The following is a 21,031-nucleotide window of genomic DNA, read 5'->3' as shown; positions in this document are numbered from 1 at the left end:
GGTTATTTTTTGATATTTTCAGACTTCATTCAGGAACTTACACCAGTGCGCTACCTACCACTGCTGCTTTTATGCCTGCTTGCCCAGGGCTGCACACAAACACAAAAAAGCCTGGGGGAGACGGTAAAACTCGCTCTGCTCGGGCCGGACGACGTCGAGGTAACGGCAGAGCAGGTCGAAGGCCTGCCCTATGCCAGCATGTATCTGCGCGTTAACAACGGCCAGCGTATTTTTGTGGTGCTGGGCTTTGACGAAAACGGCCAGCAAAAATGGATCACGCGCGATCGCACCATGATCGTCACGCAGCATGGCCGCGTAGTGAAAACGTTAGGCCTGGCGGACAACCTGCATGAGGTGAGCAACCTTGCTCAGGATCCGCTGGCCGATCCGCTGCATCTGACCGATGGCGCAGGCTGGACACGCCAACTGACCTGGTCGGCAGCGGGCCGCTTCCACGCCGCGACGGCGGTATCGCGCTTTACGCGTTTGCAGGATGAGGTACTTGACCTGACAGGGCACCGCGTCGCCTGCCGCGTCTGGCAGGAAGAGGTCACGGCCGACGGTAAAACCTGGCGCAATATTTTCTGGATCGACACGACTACCGGCCAGGTTCGCCAGTCGCGGCAGACGCTGGGCGGCGACGACGTCTCCGTTGAAACCACCATCCTGAAGCCTGCAAAATCATGAAAAATATTACTTATCTCCTCGCAGGCCTCGCCGCCTGCGTGTCACTGAACGTGTGCGCCGACAGCGAAGTCACCGTCTTCTCGCCGGATCGCAGCGAAACTGCGCTGGTCAGCCATGCGCAAAACCTGGCGCAGCTGACGGCAAGCCCCGCGCTGGCAGGTACCTGGTGGCCAGGCACGGTTATCAGCGAAAAGCTGGCGACGGCAGCGGCGGTACAGCAACAGCAGCAGCTGCTGGCGCGTCTGAAAAGCTGGAGCGCGGAATTACGCGCCGACGACGACGGCGAAAAAGCCGCGGTTGTCGATAACCTTTACCAGCAGATTGCCGCCATTAAGGTCACGGGTCGTCAGATTGTGAATCTCGATCCGGACTGGGTGCGCCTGCGCCCTGAAGAGAACCGTCGGCTGGAGGGTGAATACAGCGTCTATACGCTGCAAAAACCCGGCAGCCTGACGATCGCCGGTCTGGCGAATAACAGCGGCAAAACAACCTGGGTGGCGGGCCGCAGCGTGGTTGACTATCTGGCTGACCACGAGCGTCTGGACGGCGGCGAGCGCAATTTCGTCACGCTGATCGCGCCTACCGGCAAAACCGAGCAGGTGCCGGTCGCCTACTGGAATCGCCGCGATGTTGAACCCGACGCGGGCAGCATTATTTACGTTGGCTTTTCTGCCTGGTCGCTGCCTGACGGCCCGGATCTTAACCAGCAAATTATTTCTGTTTTGACGCACCGGATCCCTGACTGATGAAAAAAACTTACCTTCTCAGCCTGCTGGCGATGTCCGTGGCCTGCGCTTGCCAGGCTCAGGCTGCGGATCCTGTCGGGCCATCGCAGTCCGACTTTGGCGGCGTGGGCCTGCTGCAGGTGCCGACGGCGCGTATGGCGAAAGATGGCGAATTCAGCCTGAACTACCGCTATAACGATCAGTACCGCTTCTATTCCTCCTCGGTGCAGCTTTTCCCGTGGCTGGAAGCCACCATCCGCTATACCGACGTGAAAACCCGTCGCTACAGCGCCGTGGAAAGCTTCAGCGGCAGCCAGTCCTATAAAGACAAGGCGTTCGATCTTAAAGCGCGACTGTGGCAGGAAGGCTACTGGTTGCCGGAAGTCTCCGTCGGCGCGCGCGACCTGGGCGGTACAGGACTGTTCGACAGCGAATATATGGTTGCCAGCAAAGCCTGGGGGCCGTTTGACTTCACCGTCGGGCTGGGCTTCGGCTATCTCGGCAACAGCGGCACGGTCAAAAACCCGTTCTGCGAGGCGGACAGCAGCTACTGCTACCGCTCCAACACCAACGGCACCGCCGGTTCGGTCAGCGACAAAGATCTGTTTAAAGGCCCGGCGGCTATTTTCGGCGGCATTGAATACCAGACGCCATGGCAGCCGCTGCGTCTGAAGGTGGAATACGAAGGCAACGACTATCAGGATGATTTTGCCGGTCGCCTGGAGCAGAAAAGTAAAGTCAACGTTGGGGCTATTTATCGCATCACCGACTGGGCCGACGTTAACGTCAGCTACGAGCGTGGCAACACGCTGATGGCGGGCTTTACGCTGCGCACCAACTTCAACGATCTGCATACCGCCTCGGTGGATGCGCCTAAGCCAGCTTATAATCCGCAGCCGCAGGGCGAATTCCTCGAGCCGACGGTGGTGGCGAACCAGCTGACCGACCTGAAATATAATGCGGGCCTGGTGGGGCCAAGAATTCAGGTGAAGGGCGACACGCTTTATGTTTCCGGTCAGCAGGTAAAATATCGCAATACCCAGGAAGGGATCGATCGCGCCAATGTGATCATGATGAATGCGCTGCCGCAGAACATCGAAAAACTGAACGTGACCGAAACGCGCAACAATATGCCGCAGGTCACTACGGAAACCAGCACCGACAGCCTGCGTCAGCAGCTGGAAGGCTATCCGCTCGGCAAAGAAAAAATGCTGGATCAGAAGCGGGTTAACCCGTCCGATCCTGGCCATACCGAGCAGGGCTATTACATCGACGCGGATCGCTTTAACGCCAGCCTGTCACCGGTGCTGAACCAGTCCGTCGGCGGGCCGGAAAGCTTCTATCTGTACCAGGTCGGCGTGATGGCCAGCGCCAACTACTGGCTGACCGATCATTTGCTGGTGGACGGCAGCGTCTTCGGCAACCTGGCGAACAATTACGATAAGTTCACCTATAACGGCGCGCCGGCCGATTCCTCGCTGCCGCGCGTCCGTACCCATATCCGCGACTATGTTGACAACAACGTCTACGTAAATAACCTGCAAGCCAACTATATGCACTCCCTGGGCAACGGCTTTTACGGGCAGGTTTACGGCGGCTATCTGGAAACGATGTATGGCGGCGTGGGCGGCGAACTCCTTTATCGTCCGCTTGATTCCGACTGGGCGTTCGGCGTTGACGCTAACTACGTCAAGCAGCGCGACTGGGACAACATGATGCAGTTCACCGACTACAATGCGAAAGTCGGTAATCTGACCGCCTACTGGCGTCCCTCCTTCTTTAACCATCAGGTGCTGGTGAAGGCGAGCGTGGGTCAGTATCTGGCCGAGGACAAAGGGGCGACGCTGGACGTTTCCCGTCAGTTCGACAGTGGCGTGATCGTCGGCGCTTACGCCACCAAAACCAACGTTTCGGCGGAGGAGTATGGCGAAGGCGACTTCACCAAAGGCTTCTACATTTCTATTCCGATGGATCTGTTTACCGCTTCGCCGACGCGTGGACGCGCGCAGGTCAACTGGACGCCGCTGACGCGCGACGGCGGTCAGATGCTGGGCCGCAAGTATCAGCTTTACGATATGACCACCGATCGGGACAAAGACTTCCGCTAGGGTGCACAGCAAGGGGCGAATTTTCGCCCCTTTTTTTATGCCTGTTGCGGGCGGCTGGCCTGCGGAAAACTTGTGAAGCAGCTCACACTAAAGCATATTGTGGCGGTCAGGATGATCTGACGGGAAATCGTATTTGCAGAGGATGATAATGATTAACGCCACGCGTATTGCCTGGTTTTTACAGATGGTGCTGAACGTAGGCCTGATTTCACTGGCCGGTATTCTGGCCGTTTTTTTAGGAAAAGAGACGTTTCATCTGGCCAACGTGCTGCTGAATACCGGCGAGCAGACCTCTTCGTATCTGCTGATCGAAGGGATTGTGATCTACTTTCTGTACTTTGAATTTATTGCGCTGATTGTGAAGTACTTCCAGTCCGGCTACCACTTCCCGCTGCGCTACTTTGTGTATATCGGCATCACGGCTATTATCCGCCTGATCATCGTCGATCATAAGAATCCGCTCGACACGCTGGCCTATTCTGTCGCGATCCTGATCCTGGTGGTGACGCTGTGGCTGGCGAACAGCAACCGCCTGAAACGCGAATAGGCAGGAAGACGCTTTGTGGGCTGACGAAGCGGCAGCTTTTCGCCCAAGGGCAGAAACAAAAAAACCGCCTTTAACGGCGGTTTTTTTGCGCTGGCCAGGTAAGCGGCCTTGCCAGCAGGTTGATTGCTGATTTAACGCAAGCACTCCCAAGTGCTCATAGAATGTCCTTTTGAAGAATGTCTGTCAAGTGTACAAACTGCTTGTTTAGCGTACAATGCGGGCGGGCCTTTTCGCCGTCTTAAGCAAGCGGGCACCGGATTGGGAAAAGGATTTCCAACGGCCGTAAACGCAAGTACTCCCAAGTGCTTGCATTCGCAGTTACATCTCCGGTGGTGGCATTGCGAAGCGGCCTTTAGCAGGGCCGCACAATGAAACGGTATCTTTGTATCGTGCTCGTTGTTTCTGGTGCGCTGTGGTCATCCGGAGAAGGGAAGTGGGAGCTGTCCCATAATTCCATCACGGTGATCGTTAACGCAGCAGGCAAGTAAGCCAGGAGGCCGTCCTACCGGGGCGGCTTTCCGCTTCGCTATCCTGTTAAAATTCTGTTTAACGCCTTTTGCCTTGTGCTACGCTAGCCCCATTTTACTGTCCGGAGAAGCGCAATGACCAACCGCGCGCTGACGCAGCTGCACGCTATCGAATGGCTTCCACTCTCTTCGCCCCAGCTGACGCCGTCGCTGCTTGACTGGCTGATGGAAGAAGATTCCATGACCCGCCGCTTTGAACGCCACTGCGAAAAAGTTACCGTTGAGATCCTGCGCGAGGGCTTTATCGGGGCGGAAGAGGCCGGCGCGGATGCGCTGCTGCTGCCTGAAGAGCCGCGCTACTGGCTGCGGGAAATCCTGCTGTGCGGCGATGGCGAAGCCTGGCTGGCGGCCCGCACCATCCTGCCGGAATCCACGCTACAAGGGCCGGAGCAGAAGCTGCAACAGCTTGGCAGCCAGCCGCTGGGGCGCTATCTTTTCGCCTCGTCGACGCTCAGCCGCGATTTTATCGAACCGGGACGCAGTCACGACCTGTGGGGTCGCCGCTCGCTGCTGCGCCTTTCCGGCAAGCCGCTGCTGCTGACCGAACTGTTTTTACCGCCTGCGCCGCTTTATCACGCCGTTCAGGCCGAAAGGAAGAAGTAGATGGAAAAATCTTTACCTGTCAGTAAGCTTCAGGCCTACAGTCGCCTGATGCGGATTGATAAGCCAATCGGCTCGCTGCTGCTGCTGTGGCCGACTTTCTGGGCGCTATGGCTGGCCGGGCTGCGCGTGCCGCCGCTCAACGTGCTGGTGGTGTTTACGCTGGGCGTCTTTTTTATGCGCGCGGCGGGCTGCGTGGTTAACGACTTTGCCGATCGCAAGATAGACGGACACGTCAAACGCACGCGATCGCGGCCGCTACCGAGCGGCGCAGTCACCTCGACGGAGGCGAAATTTTTGTTTGGCGGTCTGGTGCTGGTGTCGTTTTGCCTGGTGCTGACCATGAATCTGATGACCATCCTGCTCTCTTTTGGCGGCCTGGCGCTGGCGTGGATCTATCCGTTTATGAAGCGCTACACCCATCTGCCGCAGGTGGTGCTGGGCGCGGCGTTTGGCTGGGCCATTCCGATGGGCTGGGCGGCGGTCAGCGAAACGGTGCCGCTGGCCTGCTGGCTGCTGTTTTTCGCCAATATTTGTTGGACGGTCGCTTACGACACGCAGTATGCGATGGTGGACAGGGATGACGATTTAAAAATCGGCGTCAAATCCACCGCCATCCTGTTTGGCCGTTTTGATAAGCTGATTATCGGCCTGTTGCAGCTGGCCACGCTGGGGCTGATGGCCGCCATCGGCTGGCTGATGCAGCTGGGTACGCCTTTTTACTGCTCGCTGCTGGCGGCGGCGACGCTGTTTATTTATCAGCAAAAGCTGATTAGCGCTCGCGAACGTGATGCCTGTTTTCGTGGCTTTCTGAATAACAACTATGTGGGGCTGATCCTGTTTGTAGGCATCGCTTTGAGCTGCGCGCCGTTTTCTGGCTGATCGACAGCCAATAAAAAAGGCCGGTGTGATGCTCATGCCGGCCTTTTTTTTATCTCTTACCTACTCGTATGTCAGCGCGCTTTCAATGGTCATCCGCACTTCCTGGCTGATCAGATCGGCCAGCAGCTGATAGACCTTATGCGTTCTTTCATAGTGCGCATCGCCGGTATCGCTGATATAGCCTTCATCACGCAGCGTCAGCACCAGCGTCGAGAACACCGCCTTATCGAAGAATTCCGGCGCGTTGATGCCGTGCAGCACCGACAGGCGCTGCGCCATGGTGCGGCTCTCTTTCTCCAGCGTACCGCGGTTGATCGACGGATTGGCGCTGAGGATAGAAAAGGTGATGGCGTAGCGCTGTAGCGTCTCCCGCACACCGGCCGCCAGCAGCTGTAGCGTATGGAAACGGGCAGGGCTGAGGCGTAGCGTTTGCGTCTGCTCGTCGGCGGTCAACAAACCCTGACGCGCCATTTCGCTGACCAGCGGATCCAGCACGCCCGGCAGCTCGTCTTTTTCCCAGTGCAGGAACAGCTCGCTTTTCAGCATAGGATAGATCACGCTGACCTGGCGCAGCAGCTCGGCGCGCGTCAGCTCCTGATGCTGCATCAAAATTACCGCAATCACCGACGGCATCACCAGCATGTGGTGAACGTTGTTGCGGTAATAGGTCATCAGCACCGCCTGCTCGCGCGGCAGCACGATGATCTCGCCGATATTATCCTGCTCGATCTCGAACTTGTTCATGCTGAGCGCATGATCCAGGAGCGCTTCCGGCGTCATGTCCGGCACGGTGGCGTCCGGCGAATAAGGCACGTTGCGCAGCAGCTGAATATAGCAGTCCAGCTGTTCCACCAGCTGCTCACGGGTTAGCGAACGCTGACGGGAAGCCAGCAGCGCGGTAACGCACAGGTTCATGGCGTTGGCCGCGCCCGCGTTATTGATCCGCACCATGACGCGCTGGGCGATATCGTTGACCGCTGGCGTCAGCCAGGCCGGACGCTGGGATTCGATCGGGTCGATAGCGTCGCGCCATTCCGGCACGTGCTTGTTCAGGTAAGCCACCAGCGGCAGCGGTTCACCGAAGTTGACGTAGCCCTGGCCCAGATTGCGCAGCTTGCGCAGCCCGCGCACCATCTGCATAAAGCCTTCTTTTTCTTTGGTCGCGCCGCGCAGCTCTTTGGCATAGGTGCCAACTTCCATGACGTGCTCGTAGCCGATGTAAATCGGCACCAGCGTAATCGGGCGGTTGCCGCCGCGCAGCATCGCCTGAATGGTCATCGACAGCGTGCCGGTTTTTGGATCGAGCAGGCGTCCGGTTCGGGAACGGCCGCCTTCCACAAAGTACTCCACGGAATAGCCACGGGTGAACAGCTCGCCCAGGTATTCGCGGAAAACGGTGGAGTAGAGCTTGTTGCCCTTAAACGTGCGGCGAATAAAGAACGCGCCCAGGCGACGGAAAATCGGGCCGGCCGGCCAGAAGTTCAGGTTGATGCCCGCAGCGATATGCGGCGGCACCAGGCCCTGGTGATAAAGCACGTAGGAGAGCAGCAGGTAATCCATATGGCTGCGGTGGCACGGCACGTAAACGATTTCATGGCCGTCCTGCGCCAGCTGACGCACGCGCTCGCCGCCGTTGACGTTGATGCCCTGATAGAGCTTGCTCCACGTCCAGCCCATGATCCTGTCGGTCAGACGGATTGCCTCGTAGGAGAAATCCGCGGCAACTTCTTCCATCAGCTCAATGGCGTTCTGCTGCGCCTTCTCATGGGAGATTTTCTTACTGCGCGCTTCGTCCTCTACGGCCTTGGCGATAGCCTTGGACTGTAAGAGCTTGTTGAACAGATCCTGACGCACAGGCAGACGCGGGCCGACTGCGGCAAGGCGCTGACGGGCAAAGTGCATTCTGGCCACGCGCGCCAGCTTCTGGGCGATGGTTTTATCGGTGCCGTGCTCGGTTGCCATACGGCGCAGCGACACCATCGGCGAGAAACGCACAAAGCTGTCGCGGCCCAGCCACAGGACGGCGATAAATTTCTGAATGCCGTTCAGCACGCGCAGATGCGGCTGGCTTTCGCCCTGAACTTCACGCCCCGGCGCCCGACCAAACATAATCGAGACGGGCACCATCTGCACGTCCAGCAGCGGGTTGCTGCGATGGAGATCCAGATAGTCGTGAAACGTCTTTACGGATTCCGGATTGGCCGCGTAATAAGGAAATACGCGCGGGCCATCATGAATAAAGACGTAGCGGGGCAGCAGCGTGCCGTCGATCTCCAGCGGGTCTAAAGGATCGGGCAGATCCTCTTTGCGACACTGCTCACGCAGCGCCAGCAAATCGGCCTTTGAATCGTATGGCAGCACATACATAATAGGACGCGACGTATCCAGCCCCAGCTCAACGACCGGCTCGGCAGGGATCGCTTTACTTTTTACCAGCATTTTTACCGGTAAATTCAATAATTTGTAATATAAGTTACGCCAACCTGACATAGACAACATAAAGCCTCTTGTTAGCAAAGCGCCGCAAGCATACCAGAATCCTTGCATGAGATCTGTGGTGTTGCAAAATGTGCGCTACCCTGACATTGACGCTAAACAGAACAAAGGGTTCCCTGATTATGGCAAATAACGCCTCGGGTTTAACGCGGATCATTAAAGCTGCGGGGTATTCCTGGAAAGGATTACGGGCGGCCTGGCAACACGAGGCGGCTTTCCGCCAGGAAGTGGTTGCGGCGGTAGTGGCGATTATTATCGCCTGCTGGCTGGACGTGACGCCTTTGGCCAGAGTCATGCTGATTGGCTCCGTCGCGCTGGTGGTGATTGTGGAAATCCTCAACAGCGCGATAGAAGCCGTGGTCGACAGGCTGGGCAATGAGTTCCACGAGCTTTCCGGGCGCGCCAAAGATATGGGCTCAGCTGCCGTGCTGTTAGCTATTCTGTTAGCGGTTTTTGTCTGGCTGACGATTCTGCTTTCTCACCAGCCGCCGGGCTAAATAGCTATCACCATGGTTTTTTATCCGGCTTGAGGTTTTCATTGACGAAATACCTGTATATACTCACAGTCGACTGTATAAACAACCAGGGGGCGGGATGAAAGCACTAACGGCAAGGCAGCAGCAGGTCTATGACCTGATTCGCCAGCATATTAACCAGACCGGCATGCCGCCGACGCGGGCAGAGATTGCCGCTCAGCTCGGCTTCCGCTCCCCGAATGCGGCTGAAGAACACCTGAAGGCGCTGGCGCGTAAAGGCGTTATCGAGATCGTTTCCGGCGCATCACGCGGTATCCGCCTGATGATGGAAGAAGTCGATGGCCTGCCGCTGATTGGCCGCGTGGCGGCAGGCGAACCGCTGCTGGCGGAACAGCATATCGAAGGCCATTACCAGGTCGATCCCGATCTGTTTAAGCCGGGCGCGGATTTCCTGCTGCGCGTTAGCGGCATGTCGATGAAGGATATCGGCATTATGGATGGCGACCTGCTGGCGGTTCATAAAACCCAGGACGTGCGCAATGGCCAGGTCGTGGTAGCGCGTATTGATGATGAAGTCACCGTCAAGCGCCTGAAAAAGCAGGGCAACATTGTGCAGCTGCTGCCGGAAAACAGCGAGTTCCAGCCGATTGTGGTGGATCTGCGTGAGCATACCTTCTCTATCGAAGGGCTTGCCGTCGGCGTGATCCGCAACGGTAGCTGGCTGTAATAGCCAGACGCCGTGCCGCCTCTGCGTCGTTGCGATGACGCAGAGGCTTGCTTCTACCGGCGGGCGTATCGCCTACGGCTTTTATTTCGCACCTCTCATATTGTCTGAATCCTTCTGCTGTATGCCCCTGCCATATTGTCTGACCGCACCTACGGTTGTTGTCTGCCCCTGCCATATTGTCTGACCGTGCCTGAATGTCTCCTGTGGAGCGCAAGCCATCGTAGTTCTGTCCGACATATATCGATGCCCGCTCCTGTTCGTATTTAGCGTTTATTGTCTTTTCGTATCCCACGCTGATATTTACTGCCTGTTGGTATTCCGCATTGGCGTTATTGTGTGTTGGCATTCCGTATGGGCGGTTACTCTCTGTTGGCATCCGTCGCTTCCCGCTCCCTTCGATCGAACCGGCAAAATCGCCTCAGCGCTTCTGTTCTCCCGCTTCTTAAGTATCCGAGCCCGCGCGATTTTTGCTGCCCGGCCCGTGCCGCTTCGCTTTTTTTTAGAAAAATACGCCGCCTCGCCGTGCAAACCTGCCATCTTCTACTACAATTATCTGTACGTTAAGCATTTGGGCAGCGTTTTATGTTGCTGTCAGTGGTTTTGCTGTAACGATAAGCTGTTATCACCTAAGGTTAAGGAGAAACAAGATGAATAAAGACGAAGCCGGCGGTAACTGGAAACAGTTAAAAGGTAAATTTAAAGAAAAATGGGGCAAGCTGACCGATGACGACATGACCGTCGTAGAAGGTAAACGCGATCAGCTGGTCGGTAAAATTCAGGAACGTTATGGCTACACCAAAGACCAGGCTGAGAAAGAGCTGGGCGACTGGGAAACCAGCAACAACCACCGTTTCTGATAAGATAGCCCCCGGAAAGGCTGACTGGCACTGCCAGGGCCGATTCTCCGGATAGCCTTCTAAAGCAAGGGCAGCGCTTCTGGCGCTGCCCTTGTTGTTTTGTCTGGCGCGATCCCGCCGCTTAAATTATTCTGATGGTTGACCGTTTCAACGACCGCGCTTTTTTGTCCCAAGCGTATGATCGTGCTGGCACGCATCCTGATGCTGGCAGGCTTCCACCTCAACGCAGCTTTGGCACAATCCGTGCGCTTCAATCACGCTGTTGGTCAGCGCAAAGCCCGCTGCCCGCGACAGGGACTTCAGAATATCCTGCACGCCTTCCGCATGTTGCTCCGCTACGCCGCCGCAGCGGTCGCAGATCAGCATCGCCGAGGTATGCGCAGGCTCTTCGAAATGATGGCAGACGACATAGCTGTTGGTGGACTCCACGCGATGCACGAATCCCTGCTCCAGCAGAAAGTCCAATGCCCGATAGATAGTGGGCGGTTTGGCCTGCGGTTCGCTGGCGCGCAGCAGGTCCAGCAGGTCGTACGCGCTGATCGCGCCGTGGTGCTGGCTCATCAGCCGCAGCACCTCCAGACGCTGAGGCGTCAGCCTGACGTTGCGCTGCTGACAGATAGCTTCCGCCTGCGACAGAATATTTTCAGGACTGTTAATGTTCATAGATCTCCCCAGGCTGGCTTAGCACGTTATATTATCACAGCGCCGATAAAAACGCCGCGCTTCCGGCTTCCCGCCTGAGCGTCTCCCTTCATCGCTATGCCCGCAAAAAATTTCAGTCAAATCCGAAGAGCGGAAGCTCACCTTTGTCATCAACTGCGTTGTACCATTCATTACTAAAGAAGACCGTCAATAACGGTTGCACTCTGAAATGTTTTGGCTACATTTACTTAAATATTTGTAAACCTTTCCACAGCAGACGTTGAAAACACGGCTTATTTTCAAGCCAGCTAGCAGATTAAAAGCCGTGCAATGAGCAGAAAAGCCCCGGTAATTTGACTTAGTTCAGGCTAATGACTTAGCGCCGTTCGGCCCATTATACGGACAATCACACTTGTCGCGCTTCAGGCGCTGTCTCCTTTGTTGAAGGGTTAGAAGTAAATGGTCAAAAAATTTAAGCTGAACAGATTCACCCGACCGGTTGTATTTCCCGTGCTGTTTCTGGCTCCGCTAAGCGCTCTGGCCGCTGGCAACTACTACGACGCTCGCAACGATGCGATGGGTGGCACGGGCGTAGCCTCTTCAACCTATGGCACGGCGGTGCTGGCTAACCCGGCGCTGATGACGAAAGCCCAGCCGGAAGACGATGTCAGTATTATTCTTCCGGCCGCTGGCGCGCAGCTGACGGATAAGCACAAGCTCATCGATAAAGTGGATGACCTGAGCGACAGCGTTGACCGCTATCAGGACATTGCCGAGCAGGATCCCATCAGCCTGAATTATCCACGCGTGCGGGCGGCGGCCGGCGATCTGGCGAGCCAGCTGCGCGGCATCAAGGGCAACAAAGCCTGGGCTACGGCAGGCGCGGCCGTGGCGGTGACCGTGCCGAACGAAGTGCTGCCTTTTGCCTTTGTGGCGAAAGCTTACGGTACGGCGCACGTGACGGCGAACGTCAGCCAGGGCGATATCGACTATTTGCAGCGCATTGCCGACGGCACCGATTTTCCACGGCCGGGCGCGCAGGACTCGCTGACCTCGTCAGCGCTGGGACGCGGCGCCATAGTTTATGACTACGGCGTTGCCGTGGCGCATGAGTTCAATATTGCCGGTCATCCGGTTTCGTTTGGCATCACGCCGAAGATCCAGAAGACTTATCTCTATAACTATAGCGCCTCCGTTTATAACTACGACAAGTCGGATTTCACCAAAGGGCGCTATAAAAATTCCAATACCGGTTTCAACATGGATGCCGGTGCGGCGACCGATCTGAACGATAACTGGACGCTGGGCGTCAGCGCGCAGAACCTGATTGCCCGCGATATCGATACCCGCGAAGTGAACGGCTACAAGGATACTTACCAGATCCGCCCGGTAGTGACGCCTGGCGTCTCTTATCATACCGAGCGGCTGACGGCGGCGCTGGATGTGGACGCCACGCCGACCAAACGGTTTAAAACGGTGGAAGACAGCCAGTATGCAGGCGTGGGCGCGGAGTATCGCGTACTGGACTGGCTGCAGCTGCGTGCAGGTTATCGTGCGGATATGAAGTCTAACGATACCAACGTGGTCACCGCCGGTTTTGGCGTGTCGCCGTTTAACAGGGTACATCTGGACCTGGCCGGAATGCGGGGCAATGACAATACCTGGGGCGCGGTAGCCCAGCTTAACTTCACGTTCTGATTTCTCTCAGGGGCGCATCACCGTGCGCCCTTACAGCCCGTTTAGCGATTGCGGGCAGTCATGCTATCATTGCGCACATTATCGTCATTTGTTAATCAGAGTCTTTGCGCTTTATGACCCAAAATTTACCTGCCCACCGTTTTTCCGTTGCGCCAATGCTGGACTGGACCGACCGCCACTGCCGCTACTTTCACCGTCAGCTGAGCCGTCAGGCGTTGCTTTACACCGAGATGGTCACCACCGGCGCCATTATTCATGGCAAAGGCGACTATCTGGCCTGGAACCAGCAGGAGCAGCCGGTCGCCCTGCAGCTTGGCGGTAGCGATCCGCTTGCGCTGGCGCAATGTGCCGAACTGGCGCAGGCTCGCGGCTATAACGAGATCAACCTGAACGTCGGTTGTCCTTCCGACCGCGTGCAGAACGGACGCTTCGGCGCCTGCCTGATGGGAGAAGCCGCGCTGGTGGCGGACGCGGTGAAGGCCATGCGCGATCGCGTGTCGATTCCGGTCACGGTAAAAACCCGTATCGGCATTGATGAGCAGGACAGCTATGAGTTTCTCTGCGATTTTATCCGTCAGGTATCGGAACAGGGCGGCTGCGACATGTTTATTATCCATGCGCGTAAAGCCTGGCTTTCCGGCCTCAGCCCGAAAGAGAACCGCGAGATCCCGCCGCTGGACTACGAGCGCGTTTATCAACTGAAACGTGATTTTCCGCATTTGACGCTGTCGATTAACGGCGGCATCAAGTCGCTGGCGGAAGCCAAAGCGCATTTGCAGCATGTGGATGGCGTGATGGTAGGCCGCGAAGCCTATCAAAATCCGGGAATGCTGGCAGAGGTTGATCGGGAGCTGTTTGGCTGCGATCGTCCTGCGGTCGATCCGGTGGCGGTGGTGCGCTCAATGTACCCTTATATTGAACGCGAACTGGCGCAGGGAACTTACCTGGGCCATATCACTCGCCATATGCTGGGGCTGTTTCAGGGGATCCCTGGCGCACGCCAGTGGCGTCGTTATCTGAGTGAAAATGCCCACAAGCCGGGTGCGAACGTAGAGACGCTGGAAGCCGCGCTGGCGCTGGTGGCCGACAAGGTACCGACAGCGGTATAAGCCGTCGGGCCAAAGGCGCTATCAGTAAGCGGCGGCCGGCAGAAATCCTCGAATGACCGCCTGTAAAGCACGGCCTGCTGCTGGCTCGCTATTACCTGGTCAATATCGCGCCAGGTAATAGCGATATTGACCAGGCCCTCCGTGCGGTTCTTTTATCCTTTCTCATTAAATTCAAAGCTTTAGATGAACTGCATTTCTGGCACGGATCTTGTAATAGTGCTACAGCATCTTTAACGGGAGGAACGCTGATGGAAATCTTTTTCGTGCTTGGCTTTTTTGTCATGCTGCTGCTGACGGGCGTTTCGCTGCTGGGGATTATCCTGGCGCTGTTTGTCGCCAGCGTAGTGATGATGTTCGCCGGTTTGCTGATGGTGGTCATTAAAATGCTGCCTTGGCTGGCGCTGGCGGTCGCTGCGGTATGGATTTATCGCGCATACCGTAAACCGCCGTCAAAAACAGCACGCTGGATATCTCGCTAATTTCAGAGCGTTGACGCCAGGTTTGCAAAAGGTAATGCGGAGTCGATCACAACCTGGCAGATCGCACAGACAAATTTGCAATTAAACATATTTTTTACTTATGAATTCTGTCAGGATGATTTTACTGAATTGCCGAAATTCATCGCCGCTGACCCTACAACCAGCGCGAACTATAAAAAAGAAAAAGGGGCTTCCTACGGGAAGCCCCACTTATTTCTGACAGGCCTGCGCGTTTGCCCTTAGGGGATCAGCAGGCAGGAGCCTTGAGTGGCACGGTTTTGCAATGTTTTATGCGCCTGCTGCGCGTCCGTTAACGGAAACTTCTGCTGTTCCGGCACCTCTACCTTAATCGCACCGCTGGCTATCAGCGAAAACAGCTCGTTGCTGGCCTGCGTCAGCGCATCGGCGTTGGTGATATAGCCGTTAAGAGAAGGGCGGGTCACGTACAGCGATCCTTTCTGGGTGAGCGTTGATAAATTCACCCCGGTCACCGGCCCGGAGGCGTTGCCGAAGCTGACCATCAGGCCGCGCCGCTGCAGGCAGTCCAGCGAGGCTTCCCAGGTATCCTTGCCTACCGAGTCGTACACCACGCGCACTTTCTTGCCGTTGGTCAGTTCCAGCACGCGCTTTGCCACATCTTCTTCGCGATAGTTAATGGTTTCCCAGGCGCCGGCCTCTTTGGCTCTTGCCGCTTTTTCCGCCGAGCCGACGGTGCCGATCAGATGCGCGCCCAGCGCTTTCGCCCACTGGCAGGCGATCAGCCCTACGCCGCCCGCCGCCGCCTGAAACAGAAAGGTTTCGTCCGGCTGTACCACGTAGGTCTGCCGCAGCAGGTAATGCACGGTCAGCCCTTTCAGAAACGAGGCCGCCGCCTGCTCAAAAGAGATGGCGTCCGGCAGCAGCGCCAGCTTGTCAGCCGCAACGGCATGATATTCGCTGTAGGCGCCCAGCGCCGACTGCGCATAAACCACGCGATCGCCAACCTTAACCGTAGTCACGCCTTCGCCCACGCTCTTTACCACGCCAGCCGCTTCCGTTCCCAGGCCAGAAGGCAGCGAAGCCGGATAAAGCCCGCTGCGCACGTAGGTATCAATGTAGTTAATGCCTATCGCTTTGTTCTCAACCACAACCTCGTCAGCGGCCGGTTCCGGGATGGCCGCATCGATAATCTGCATCACTTCCGGGCCGCCGTGCTGACTGATTTGTATGCGTTTTGGCATGGTCACTCCTGTTGATTGCGCGTGATTGATGGAGGACGAAAGGCCGTCAAACGGGTATACTGGCGCGTCCCCACACAAGGTATTACATCACTATGGCAGGAAATAAACCCACCAACAAATCCAATGAAAACCGTGAGCCGCGCGACCGGCAAATGGAAGGGCTGAAGCTGCCGCCCCATTCGCTGGAAGCGGAGCAGTCCGTGTTGGGCGGCCTGATGCTGGATAACGAGCGCTGGGATAACGTCTCTGAGCGCGTGGTGGCGCAGGACTTCTTTAGTCGTCCGCATCGCATGATCTTCAGCGAAATGCAGCGGCTGCTGGAAATGGGCAAGCCAATCGATCTGATCACGCTTTCCGAGTCGCTGGAAACCAAAGGTGAACTCAGCATGGTCGGCGGTTTCGCTTACCTGGCTGAATTATCGAAAAATACGCCAAGTGCGGCGAACATAGGCGCCTATGCCGACATCGTACGCGAACGAGCGGTGGTACGCGAAATGATCGCGGTGGCAAACGAGATCGCCGATGCCGGTTACGATCCGCAAGGCCGCACCAGCGAAGATCTGCTCGATCTGGCGGAATCCCGCGTTTTCCAGATCGCCGAAAATCGCGCCAACAAGGATGAAGGGCCGAAAAGCGTCGATCAGATCCTGGAAGCGACGATCTCCAGGATCGAATCGCTTTACCAAACGCCGCATGATGGCGTAACCGGCGTTGACACCGGCTATCAGGATCTTAATAAGAAGACCGCAGGTCTCCAGCGCTCGGATTTGATTATCGTGGCGGCGCGTCCGTCGATGGGTAAAACCACGTTTGCCATGAACCTCTGCGAAAACGCGGCGATGTTGCAGGATAAACCGGTATTGATCTTCAGCCTGGAAATGCCCGGCGAACAGTTGATGATGCGTATGCTGGCCTCGCTTTCCCGCGTTGACCAGACCCGTATTCGTACCGGCCAGCTGGATGACGAAGACTGGGCGCGTATTTCCAGCACGATGGGCATCCTGCTGGAGAAGAAGAACATGTTTATCGATGACTCTTCCGGCCTGACGCCAACGGAAGTGCGCTCGCGCGCGCGACGTATTTTCCGTGAGCATGGCGGGTTAAGCCTGATTATGATCGACTACCTGCAGCTGATGCGCGTCCCGGCGCTGTCCGATAACCGTACGCTGGAGATTGCCGAGATTTCCCGCTCGCTGAAGGCGCTGGCAAAAGAGCTGCAGGTGCCGGTCGTGGCGCTGTCGCAGCTTAACCGTTCTCTTGAACAGCGTGCCGATAAGCGTCCCGTTAACTCCGATCTGCGTGAGTCCGGCTCCATCGAGCAGGATGCCGACCTGATCATGTTTATCTATCGTGACGAGGTTTACCACGAAAACAGCGATCTGAAAGGCATTGCGGAAATCATTCTGGGCAAGCAGCGTAACGGCCCTATCGGCACGGTGCGCCTGACCTTTAACGGCCAGTGGTCGCGCTTTGATAACTACGCCGGCCCGCAGTACGACGACGAATAAGCTCTTCTTTCTTTGCCTCTTCCGGTAGCGGCCGTTATTGGAAGAGGGTTTTCATTGCCTTCAGGCATATCAATACGCTAACCCTTTATTCTCTCCTGCTGTTCTTCTCGTAATTTTTTTGAATATTAATCTCTGACAAGAAAGCCATTACCAATAAGCGTGCGTTTACCCGGCAGCGGTTTTTCCCTTAGGAAAATAGTATTGGACAACGAGGCGGGAACTGCGCTTACCTGTCCGGCAGGAAAAATAATTAGCCGCCGGATAAATGATGACCCAGATCGATGATTATGACTTCAAAATACTGACGCTGCTGGAAAGCAATGGCCGCCTGACTAACCAGGAGCTGAGCGATCTGGTCGGGCTTTCCGCTTCGCAGTGCTCCCGCCGCCGCATCAACCTTGAGCAGGCGGGGCTGATCCTCGGCTATCACGCACGGCTTTCAGCTAATGCGGTAGGGCTGGGCCTGATCGGCCTGATTGAAGTCCGCCTGATTAACCACACCGCTGAATACGTGGACAGCTTTACCCGCATGGTGGCTGAAGAAACGGCTATCGTCGATGCCTGGAAAACCACCGGCGACGCCGACTATCTGCTAAAGGTCGCCGTCGCCGATTTGCCCGCGTTGAGCGCGCTGATTAGCCAGCTGGTGGCGGGACATCGAAGCGTGTCGCATGTTAAGACCTCTGTCGTGCTCACCCGCCTGAAAGAAAACGGCATGATGACGCCTGGCTGACCAATAGCCCTTTTTTGGTGCAGATGTGGATCAATTTAGTGCATGGTCAGGGTATACCATGCGAGATATAAGCGTGTTTCTTCTTATTCATGCATATATTGCTGCTTTTACCCCGTAAATGCGCACAAGGTTAATTCTTTCCAGTCAATCACTTGTCTCGCCATCACCCGAATGGCAAAAGAGTGGTGCGATTCTTGCTGAGTCAGCGTTTATTTCTCAGAGAATCAACCTTATGGATAACGTCGTTCAGCCTGTTAAAGTCCCCCATACCTTTATCGAAGATGCGCTGGCGCTGCTGTTTGGAACGCTGATGGTCTCGTTTGGCGTAATGCTGTTAAAAAGCGCGGGTGCCCTGACCGGCAGCACCGCAGGTATCGCTTTTCTGCTTAGCTATCTGACGCACGCTTCTTTCGGCCTCGCTTTTTTCCTGATCAACCTGCCTTTTTACTGGCTGGCGGTTAAGCGCATGGGCTGGGCGTTTACCCTTAAAACCTTCAGCGCCGTCGGCCTGGTGTCGCTGTTTACCCATCTGCATACGCTTTTTATCCATTTTTCCGCGCTGGATCCCTTTTACGCCACGCTGTTCGGTAACGTCATTATGGGGATTGGGTTTATAGTACTGTTCCGCCATAAGGCCAGCCTGGGCGGCGTGAATATTCTGGCGTTATGGCTACAGGATCGTTACGGTATCCGTGCCGGAAAATTACAGATGGCGGTCGATACCTGCGTGGTACTGGCCTCGCTGTTTGTGGTGCCGTTGCCGATGCTGGCGGCCTCGGTTGCGGGCGCGGCGATCCTTAACCTGATTATCGCCATGAACCACCGCCCTGGCCGTTACGCTGTCTGAACCAGGCGCGGCGCCCTTCGTCGCGCAAGGCCGCGAGCGCCACAGCGTCCGACCAACTAATTAATGGAGATTTGCACCGTGTTTCAAAACGTTGATGCCTATGCTGGCGATCCGATCCTTTCCCTGATGGAAACCTACAAGCAGGATACGCGCCCCCACAAGGTTAACCTGAGCATCGGGCTGTATTACGACGGCCAGGGCGTTATTCCTCAGCTGAAGGCGGTAGCCGCAGCGGAAGCGCGTCTGAACGCGCAGGCGCACGATGCTTCTCTCTATCTGCCGATGGAAGGGCTGCCGTCCTACCGCAGCGCGGTTGCGCCGCTGCTGTTTGGTCAGGCGCATCCAATGCTGCAGGCCGGGCGTATCGCCACCATCCAGACCGTTGGCGGCTCCGGCGCGCTGAAGGTCGGTGCGGATTTCCTCAAGGCGTATTTTCCCGGCTCTCAGGTCTGGGTCAGTAACCCAACCTGGGAAAACCATATTGCGATCTTTTCCGGCGCGGGTTTCCAGGTAAACACCTATCCGTGGTACGACGATGCGACCAACGGCGTGAAGTTCGAAGAGCTGATCGCCACGCTGAAGACGCTGCCGCCGCAGAGCATCGTGCTGCTGCATCCCTGCTGCCATAATCCGACCGGCGCCGATCTGACTAACCAGCAGTGGGACAGCGTGACGGCGGTACTGAAAGAGCGCGATCTGATCCCCTTCCTGGATATTGCCTATCAGGGCTTTGGCGAAGGCATGGAAGAAGACGCCTATGCGATCCGCGCGATTGCCGCCGCAGGTTTACCGGCGCTGGTCAGCAACTCTTTCTCAAAAATCTTCTCGCTGTACGGCGAGCGCGTCGGCGGTCTTTCCGTGGTCTGTGAAGATGCGGAAGAAGCTTCCCGCGTGCTGGGCCAGCTGAAGGCCACCGTGCGCCGCAACTACTCCAGCCCGCCAAACTTCGGCGCTCAGGTGGTGGCTTGCGTGCTGAACGACGCGGCGCTGAAAGCGCAGTGGCTGGCGGAAGTCGAGGCGATGCGCGTGCGCATCTCCACCATGCGTCAGGCGCTGGTGGACGTGCTGACCACGGCGGTGCCGGGCAAAAACTTCGATTACCTGCTGAAGCAGCGCGGCATGTTCAGCTACACCGGTCTGAGCGCGGCACAGGTCGATCGCCTGCGTGACGAGTTCGGCATCTATCTGATCGCCAGCGGGCGTATGTGCGTGGCGGGCCTGAACAACGAGAACGTGCATCAGGTTGCCGAAGCTTTCGCGGCGGTCATGTAAGCCGCTGTGGCCGGACGCCCGTCCGGCCTTTTTCACTCTTTTTTCCCTCCGCAGGTTTACCTTTTCCCATCATGCTGCACACTTAACGGAACGTATTCAGCTAAGGAGCATAACGATGTGGTATCAGCAGACAATCACCCTGGATCCCAAATCCCGCGGCTTTCACCTGATAACGGACGAGATCGTCCAGGAGCTGCGGCGGCTTGGCGATGTGCAGGTCGGCCTGCTGCATCTGCTGCTTCAGCATACTTCCGCCTCGCTGACGCTGAATGAAAACTGCGATCCCACGGTGAGAAGCGACATGGAAAACCATTTTTTGCGGCAGGTGCCGGAAAAGGCTAACTATGAGCATGATTACGAAGGCGCGGACGATATGCCTGCGCATATTAAATCTTCGTCGCTGGGCGTGTCGCTGACGCTGCCGGTGAGCCGTGGCAAGCTGCTGCTGGGCACCTGGCAAGGCATCTGGCTGGGCGAGCATCGCAATCACGGCGGCAGCCGCCGTATTATCGCCACGCTACAGGGGGAATGACATGAACGTATCGGATTTACTTTCTTACTGCATGGACAAGCCGGGCGCGGAGCAGGTCGTGCATAACGACTGGAAAGCGACCCAGATAAAAGTGGACGACGTGCTGTTTGCGATGGTACATGAAGTGGACGGTCGTCCTGCGGTAACGCTGAAAACGACGCCCGGGCTGGCGGATTTACTGCGGGAAAAGCACAGCGATGTGGTGCCCGCCGCGCATCTGAATAAAACGCACTGGAGCACCGTGCTGCTGGATGGCTCGCTGAAGGATTCGCAGATTTACTATCTGATCGACGCCTCGCTTCAGCAGGCGCTGGCTACGCGAACGGCGTAGTGAAAGAAGACGCGGCTCAGGCACCCTG

21 protein-coding genes are annotated in these 21,031 nt (G+C 56.7%); 18 read left to right on the top strand and 3 right to left on the bottom strand.

Translation table 11 applies throughout. From position 1 onward, the window contains the following. Positions 1 to 45 precede the first annotated feature (45 nt). From QZH36_RS12775 to ubiA, 6 genes are all read left to right on the top strand, one after another. Positions 46 to 687, top strand: a complete 642-nt coding sequence (locus tag QZH36_RS12775) for a YjbF family lipoprotein (RefSeq protein WP_253456227.1) — start codon at positions 46 to 48, stop codon at positions 685 to 687. Continuing rightward, a complete protein-coding gene (locus tag QZH36_RS12770) occupies positions 684 to 1,433 on the top strand; it encodes a capsule biosynthesis GfcC D2 domain-containing protein (protein WP_253456224.1) in 750 nt (249 codons plus the stop codon). Before QZH36_RS12775 ends, QZH36_RS12770 begins: the two co-directional genes overlap by 4 nt. Continuing rightward, positions 1,433 to 3,520 (top strand): YjbH domain-containing protein, encoded by a 2,088-nt coding sequence (locus QZH36_RS12765; RefSeq protein WP_253456221.1) that lies wholly within the window; start codon positions 1,433 to 1,435, stop codon positions 3,518 to 3,520. Before QZH36_RS12770 ends, QZH36_RS12765 begins: the two co-directional genes overlap by 1 nt. Before the next feature lie 148 nt (positions 3,521 to 3,668). Beyond that, positions 3,669 to 4,067, top strand: coding sequence for a phosphate-starvation-inducible protein PsiE (psiE, locus tag QZH36_RS12760; RefSeq protein ID WP_253456218.1), 399 nt, complete (start codon positions 3,669 to 3,671; stop codon positions 4,065 to 4,067). A 602-nt stretch (positions 4,068 to 4,669) separates the two neighbouring features. Continuing rightward, positions 4,670 to 5,197 (top strand): chorismate lyase, encoded by a 528-nt coding sequence (gene ubiC, locus QZH36_RS12755; protein ID WP_253456214.1) that lies wholly within the window; start codon positions 4,670 to 4,672, stop codon positions 5,195 to 5,197. Next, the gene (ubiA, locus tag QZH36_RS12750) at positions 5,198 to 6,076 is read left to right on the top strand and encodes a 4-hydroxybenzoate octaprenyltransferase (protein ID WP_301252090.1); all 879 of its coding nucleotides are present in this window, start codon (positions 5,198 to 5,200) and stop codon (positions 6,074 to 6,076) included. It abuts the gene before it with no gap. 60 nt (positions 6,077 to 6,136) lie between these two features. Here the strand turns inward: ubiA and plsB are convergent, their stop codons facing one another. Then, positions 6,137 to 8,566: a glycerol-3-phosphate 1-O-acyltransferase PlsB gene (plsB, locus tag QZH36_RS12745; RefSeq protein ID WP_253461154.1), complete on the bottom strand. Its 2,430-nt coding sequence runs from the start codon at positions 8,564 to 8,566 to the stop codon at positions 6,137 to 6,139. Positions 8,567 to 8,694: 128 nt separating this feature from the next. Here plsB and QZH36_RS12740 point away from each other — a divergent pair, with 128 nt between their 5' ends. The 3 genes from QZH36_RS12740 to QZH36_RS12730 all read left to right on the top strand — a co-directional run bounded on the left by QZH36_RS12740 (position 8,695) and on the right by QZH36_RS12730 (position 10,632). Next, positions 8,695 to 9,069, top strand: a complete 375-nt coding sequence (locus tag QZH36_RS12740; protein ID WP_301252092.1) for a diacylglycerol kinase — start codon at positions 8,695 to 8,697, stop codon at positions 9,067 to 9,069. Between the two features lie 97 nt (positions 9,070 to 9,166). Continuing rightward, complete coding sequence (gene lexA, locus QZH36_RS12735; protein WP_253456205.1) at positions 9,167 to 9,775, top strand: transcriptional repressor LexA; 609 nt, start codon at positions 9,167 to 9,169, stop codon at positions 9,773 to 9,775. Between the two features lie 647 nt (positions 9,776 to 10,422). Continuing rightward, a complete protein-coding gene (locus QZH36_RS12730) occupies positions 10,423 to 10,632 on the top strand; it encodes a CsbD family protein (protein ID WP_125290167.1) in 210 nt (69 codons plus the stop codon). Between the two features lie 147 nt (positions 10,633 to 10,779). On the opposite strand, the gene zur is transcribed toward QZH36_RS12730, so the two are convergent. Beyond that, complete coding sequence (zur, locus tag QZH36_RS12725; RefSeq protein WP_253456203.1) at positions 10,780 to 11,295, bottom strand: zinc uptake transcriptional repressor Zur; 516 nt, start codon at positions 11,293 to 11,295, stop codon at positions 10,780 to 10,782. Positions 11,296 to 11,733: 438 nt separating this feature from the next. Between zur and QZH36_RS12720 the strand changes: the two genes are divergently transcribed. The 3 genes from QZH36_RS12720 to pspG all read left to right on the top strand — a co-directional run bounded on the left by QZH36_RS12720 (position 11,734) and on the right by pspG (position 14,560). Next, positions 11,734 to 12,972 carry a conjugal transfer protein TraF gene (locus QZH36_RS12720; RefSeq protein WP_301730359.1) on the top strand — a complete coding sequence of 413 codons (1,239 nt, stop codon included), beginning with the start codon at positions 11,734 to 11,736 and terminating at the stop codon, positions 12,970 to 12,972. A gap of 113 nt (positions 12,973 to 13,085) precedes the next feature. Beyond that, on the top strand, positions 13,086 to 14,081 hold the full coding sequence (gene dusA / locus QZH36_RS12715; RefSeq protein WP_301730358.1) for a tRNA dihydrouridine(20/20a) synthase DusA: 996 nt from the start codon (positions 13,086 to 13,088) through the stop codon (positions 14,079 to 14,081). Positions 14,082 to 14,329: 248 nt separating this feature from the next. After that, a complete protein-coding gene (gene pspG / locus QZH36_RS12710; protein WP_253456194.1) occupies positions 14,330 to 14,560 on the top strand; it encodes an envelope stress response protein PspG in 231 nt (76 codons plus the stop codon). Between the two features lie 239 nt (positions 14,561 to 14,799). Here the strand turns inward: pspG and QZH36_RS12705 are convergent, their stop codons facing one another. Continuing rightward, entirely contained in the window at positions 14,800 to 15,780 is a 981-nt protein-coding gene (locus QZH36_RS12705; RefSeq protein ID WP_301730357.1) for a quinone oxidoreductase, read from the bottom strand. A gap of 92 nt (positions 15,781 to 15,872) precedes the next feature. Between QZH36_RS12705 and dnaB the strand changes: the two genes are divergently transcribed. From dnaB to QZH36_RS12675, 6 genes are all read left to right on the top strand, one after another. Then, entirely contained in the window at positions 15,873 to 17,288 is a 1,416-nt protein-coding gene (gene dnaB, locus QZH36_RS12700; RefSeq protein WP_125290172.1) for a replicative DNA helicase, read from the top strand. Positions 17,289 to 17,556: 268 nt separating this feature from the next. Beyond that, the gene (locus QZH36_RS12695; protein ID WP_253456188.1) at positions 17,557 to 18,021 is read left to right on the top strand and encodes an Lrp/AsnC family transcriptional regulator; all 465 of its coding nucleotides are present in this window, start codon (positions 17,557 to 17,559) and stop codon (positions 18,019 to 18,021) included. A 232-nt stretch (positions 18,022 to 18,253) separates the two neighbouring features. Further along, on the top strand, positions 18,254 to 18,868 hold the full coding sequence (locus tag QZH36_RS12690; protein WP_125290174.1) for a YitT family protein: 615 nt from the start codon (positions 18,254 to 18,256) through the stop codon (positions 18,866 to 18,868). 78 nt (positions 18,869 to 18,946) lie between these two features. Next, complete coding sequence (locus QZH36_RS12685; RefSeq protein ID WP_253456185.1) at positions 18,947 to 20,140, top strand: amino acid aminotransferase; 1,194 nt, start codon at positions 18,947 to 18,949, stop codon at positions 20,138 to 20,140. Positions 20,141 to 20,255: 115 nt separating this feature from the next. After that, entirely contained in the window at positions 20,256 to 20,672 is a 417-nt protein-coding gene (locus QZH36_RS12680) for a secondary thiamine-phosphate synthase enzyme YjbQ (protein ID WP_301730355.1), read from the top strand. Between the two features lies 1 nt (position 20,673). Continuing rightward, positions 20,674 to 21,003 carry an MmcQ/YjbR family DNA-binding protein gene (locus QZH36_RS12675; RefSeq protein WP_301730354.1) on the top strand — a complete coding sequence of 110 codons (330 nt, stop codon included), beginning with the start codon at positions 20,674 to 20,676 and terminating at the stop codon, positions 21,001 to 21,003. Positions 21,004 to 21,031: the final 28 nt, after the last annotated feature.

Origin of the sequence: Erwinia wuhanensis (genome assembly GCF_030484085.1) — a bacterium.
Taxonomy (GTDB): Bacteria; Pseudomonadota; Gammaproteobacteria; order Enterobacterales; family Enterobacteriaceae; genus Erwinia; species Erwinia aeris.
The sequence above is the reverse complement of the archived record's forward strand: the minus strand, read 5'-3'. Positions and strand labels throughout refer to the sequence as shown.

What these genes read in the sequence shown, in the direction of transcription:
- QZH36_RS12720 (WP_301730359.1), top strand. Translation starts at nt 11,734, where the DNA reads ATGGTCAAAAAATTTAAGCTGAACAGATTCACCCGACCGGTTGTATTT.
- QZH36_RS12740 (WP_301252092.1), top strand. Translation starts at nt 8,695, where the DNA reads ATGGCAAATAACGCCTCGGGTTTAACGCGGATCATTAAAGCTGCGGGG.
- zur (WP_253456203.1), bottom strand. Translation starts at nt 11,295, where the DNA reads ATGAACATTAACAGTCCTGAAAATATTCTGTCGCAGGCGGAAGCTATC.
- QZH36_RS12675 (WP_301730354.1), top strand. Translation starts at nt 20,674, where the DNA reads ATGAACGTATCGGATTTACTTTCTTACTGCATGGACAAGCCGGGCGCG.
- QZH36_RS12730 (WP_125290167.1), top strand. Translation starts at nt 10,423, where the DNA reads ATGAATAAAGACGAAGCCGGCGGTAACTGGAAACAGTTAAAAGGTAAA.
- ubiC (WP_253456214.1), top strand. Translation starts at nt 4,670, where the DNA reads ATGACCAACCGCGCGCTGACGCAGCTGCACGCTATCGAATGGCTTCCA.
- psiE (WP_253456218.1), top strand. Translation starts at nt 3,669, where the DNA reads ATGATTAACGCCACGCGTATTGCCTGGTTTTTACAGATGGTGCTGAAC.
- dnaB (WP_125290172.1), top strand. Translation starts at nt 15,873, where the DNA reads ATGGCAGGAAATAAACCCACCAACAAATCCAATGAAAACCGTGAGCCG.
- plsB (WP_253461154.1), bottom strand. Translation starts at nt 8,566, where the DNA reads ATGTCAGGTTGGCGTAACTTATATTACAAATTATTGAATTTACCGGTA.
- QZH36_RS12705 (WP_301730357.1), bottom strand. Translation starts at nt 15,780, where the DNA reads ATGCCAAAACGCATACAAATCAGTCAGCACGGCGGCCCGGAAGTGATG.
- QZH36_RS12690 (WP_125290174.1), top strand. Translation starts at nt 18,254, where the DNA reads ATGGATAACGTCGTTCAGCCTGTTAAAGTCCCCCATACCTTTATCGAA.
- QZH36_RS12765 (WP_253456221.1), top strand. Translation starts at nt 1,433, where the DNA reads ATGAAAAAAACTTACCTTCTCAGCCTGCTGGCGATGTCCGTGGCCTGC.
- QZH36_RS12680 (WP_301730355.1), top strand. Translation starts at nt 20,256, where the DNA reads ATGTGGTATCAGCAGACAATCACCCTGGATCCCAAATCCCGCGGCTTT.
- QZH36_RS12695 (WP_253456188.1), top strand. Translation starts at nt 17,557, where the DNA reads ATGACCCAGATCGATGATTATGACTTCAAAATACTGACGCTGCTGGAA.
- lexA (WP_253456205.1), top strand. Translation starts at nt 9,167, where the DNA reads ATGAAAGCACTAACGGCAAGGCAGCAGCAGGTCTATGACCTGATTCGC.
- pspG (WP_253456194.1), top strand. Translation starts at nt 14,330, where the DNA reads ATGGAAATCTTTTTCGTGCTTGGCTTTTTTGTCATGCTGCTGCTGACG.
- QZH36_RS12770 (WP_253456224.1), top strand. Translation starts at nt 684, where the DNA reads ATGAAAAATATTACTTATCTCCTCGCAGGCCTCGCCGCCTGCGTGTCA.
- ubiA (WP_301252090.1), top strand. Translation starts at nt 5,198, where the DNA reads ATGGAAAAATCTTTACCTGTCAGTAAGCTTCAGGCCTACAGTCGCCTG.
- dusA (WP_301730358.1), top strand. Translation starts at nt 13,086, where the DNA reads ATGACCCAAAATTTACCTGCCCACCGTTTTTCCGTTGCGCCAATGCTG.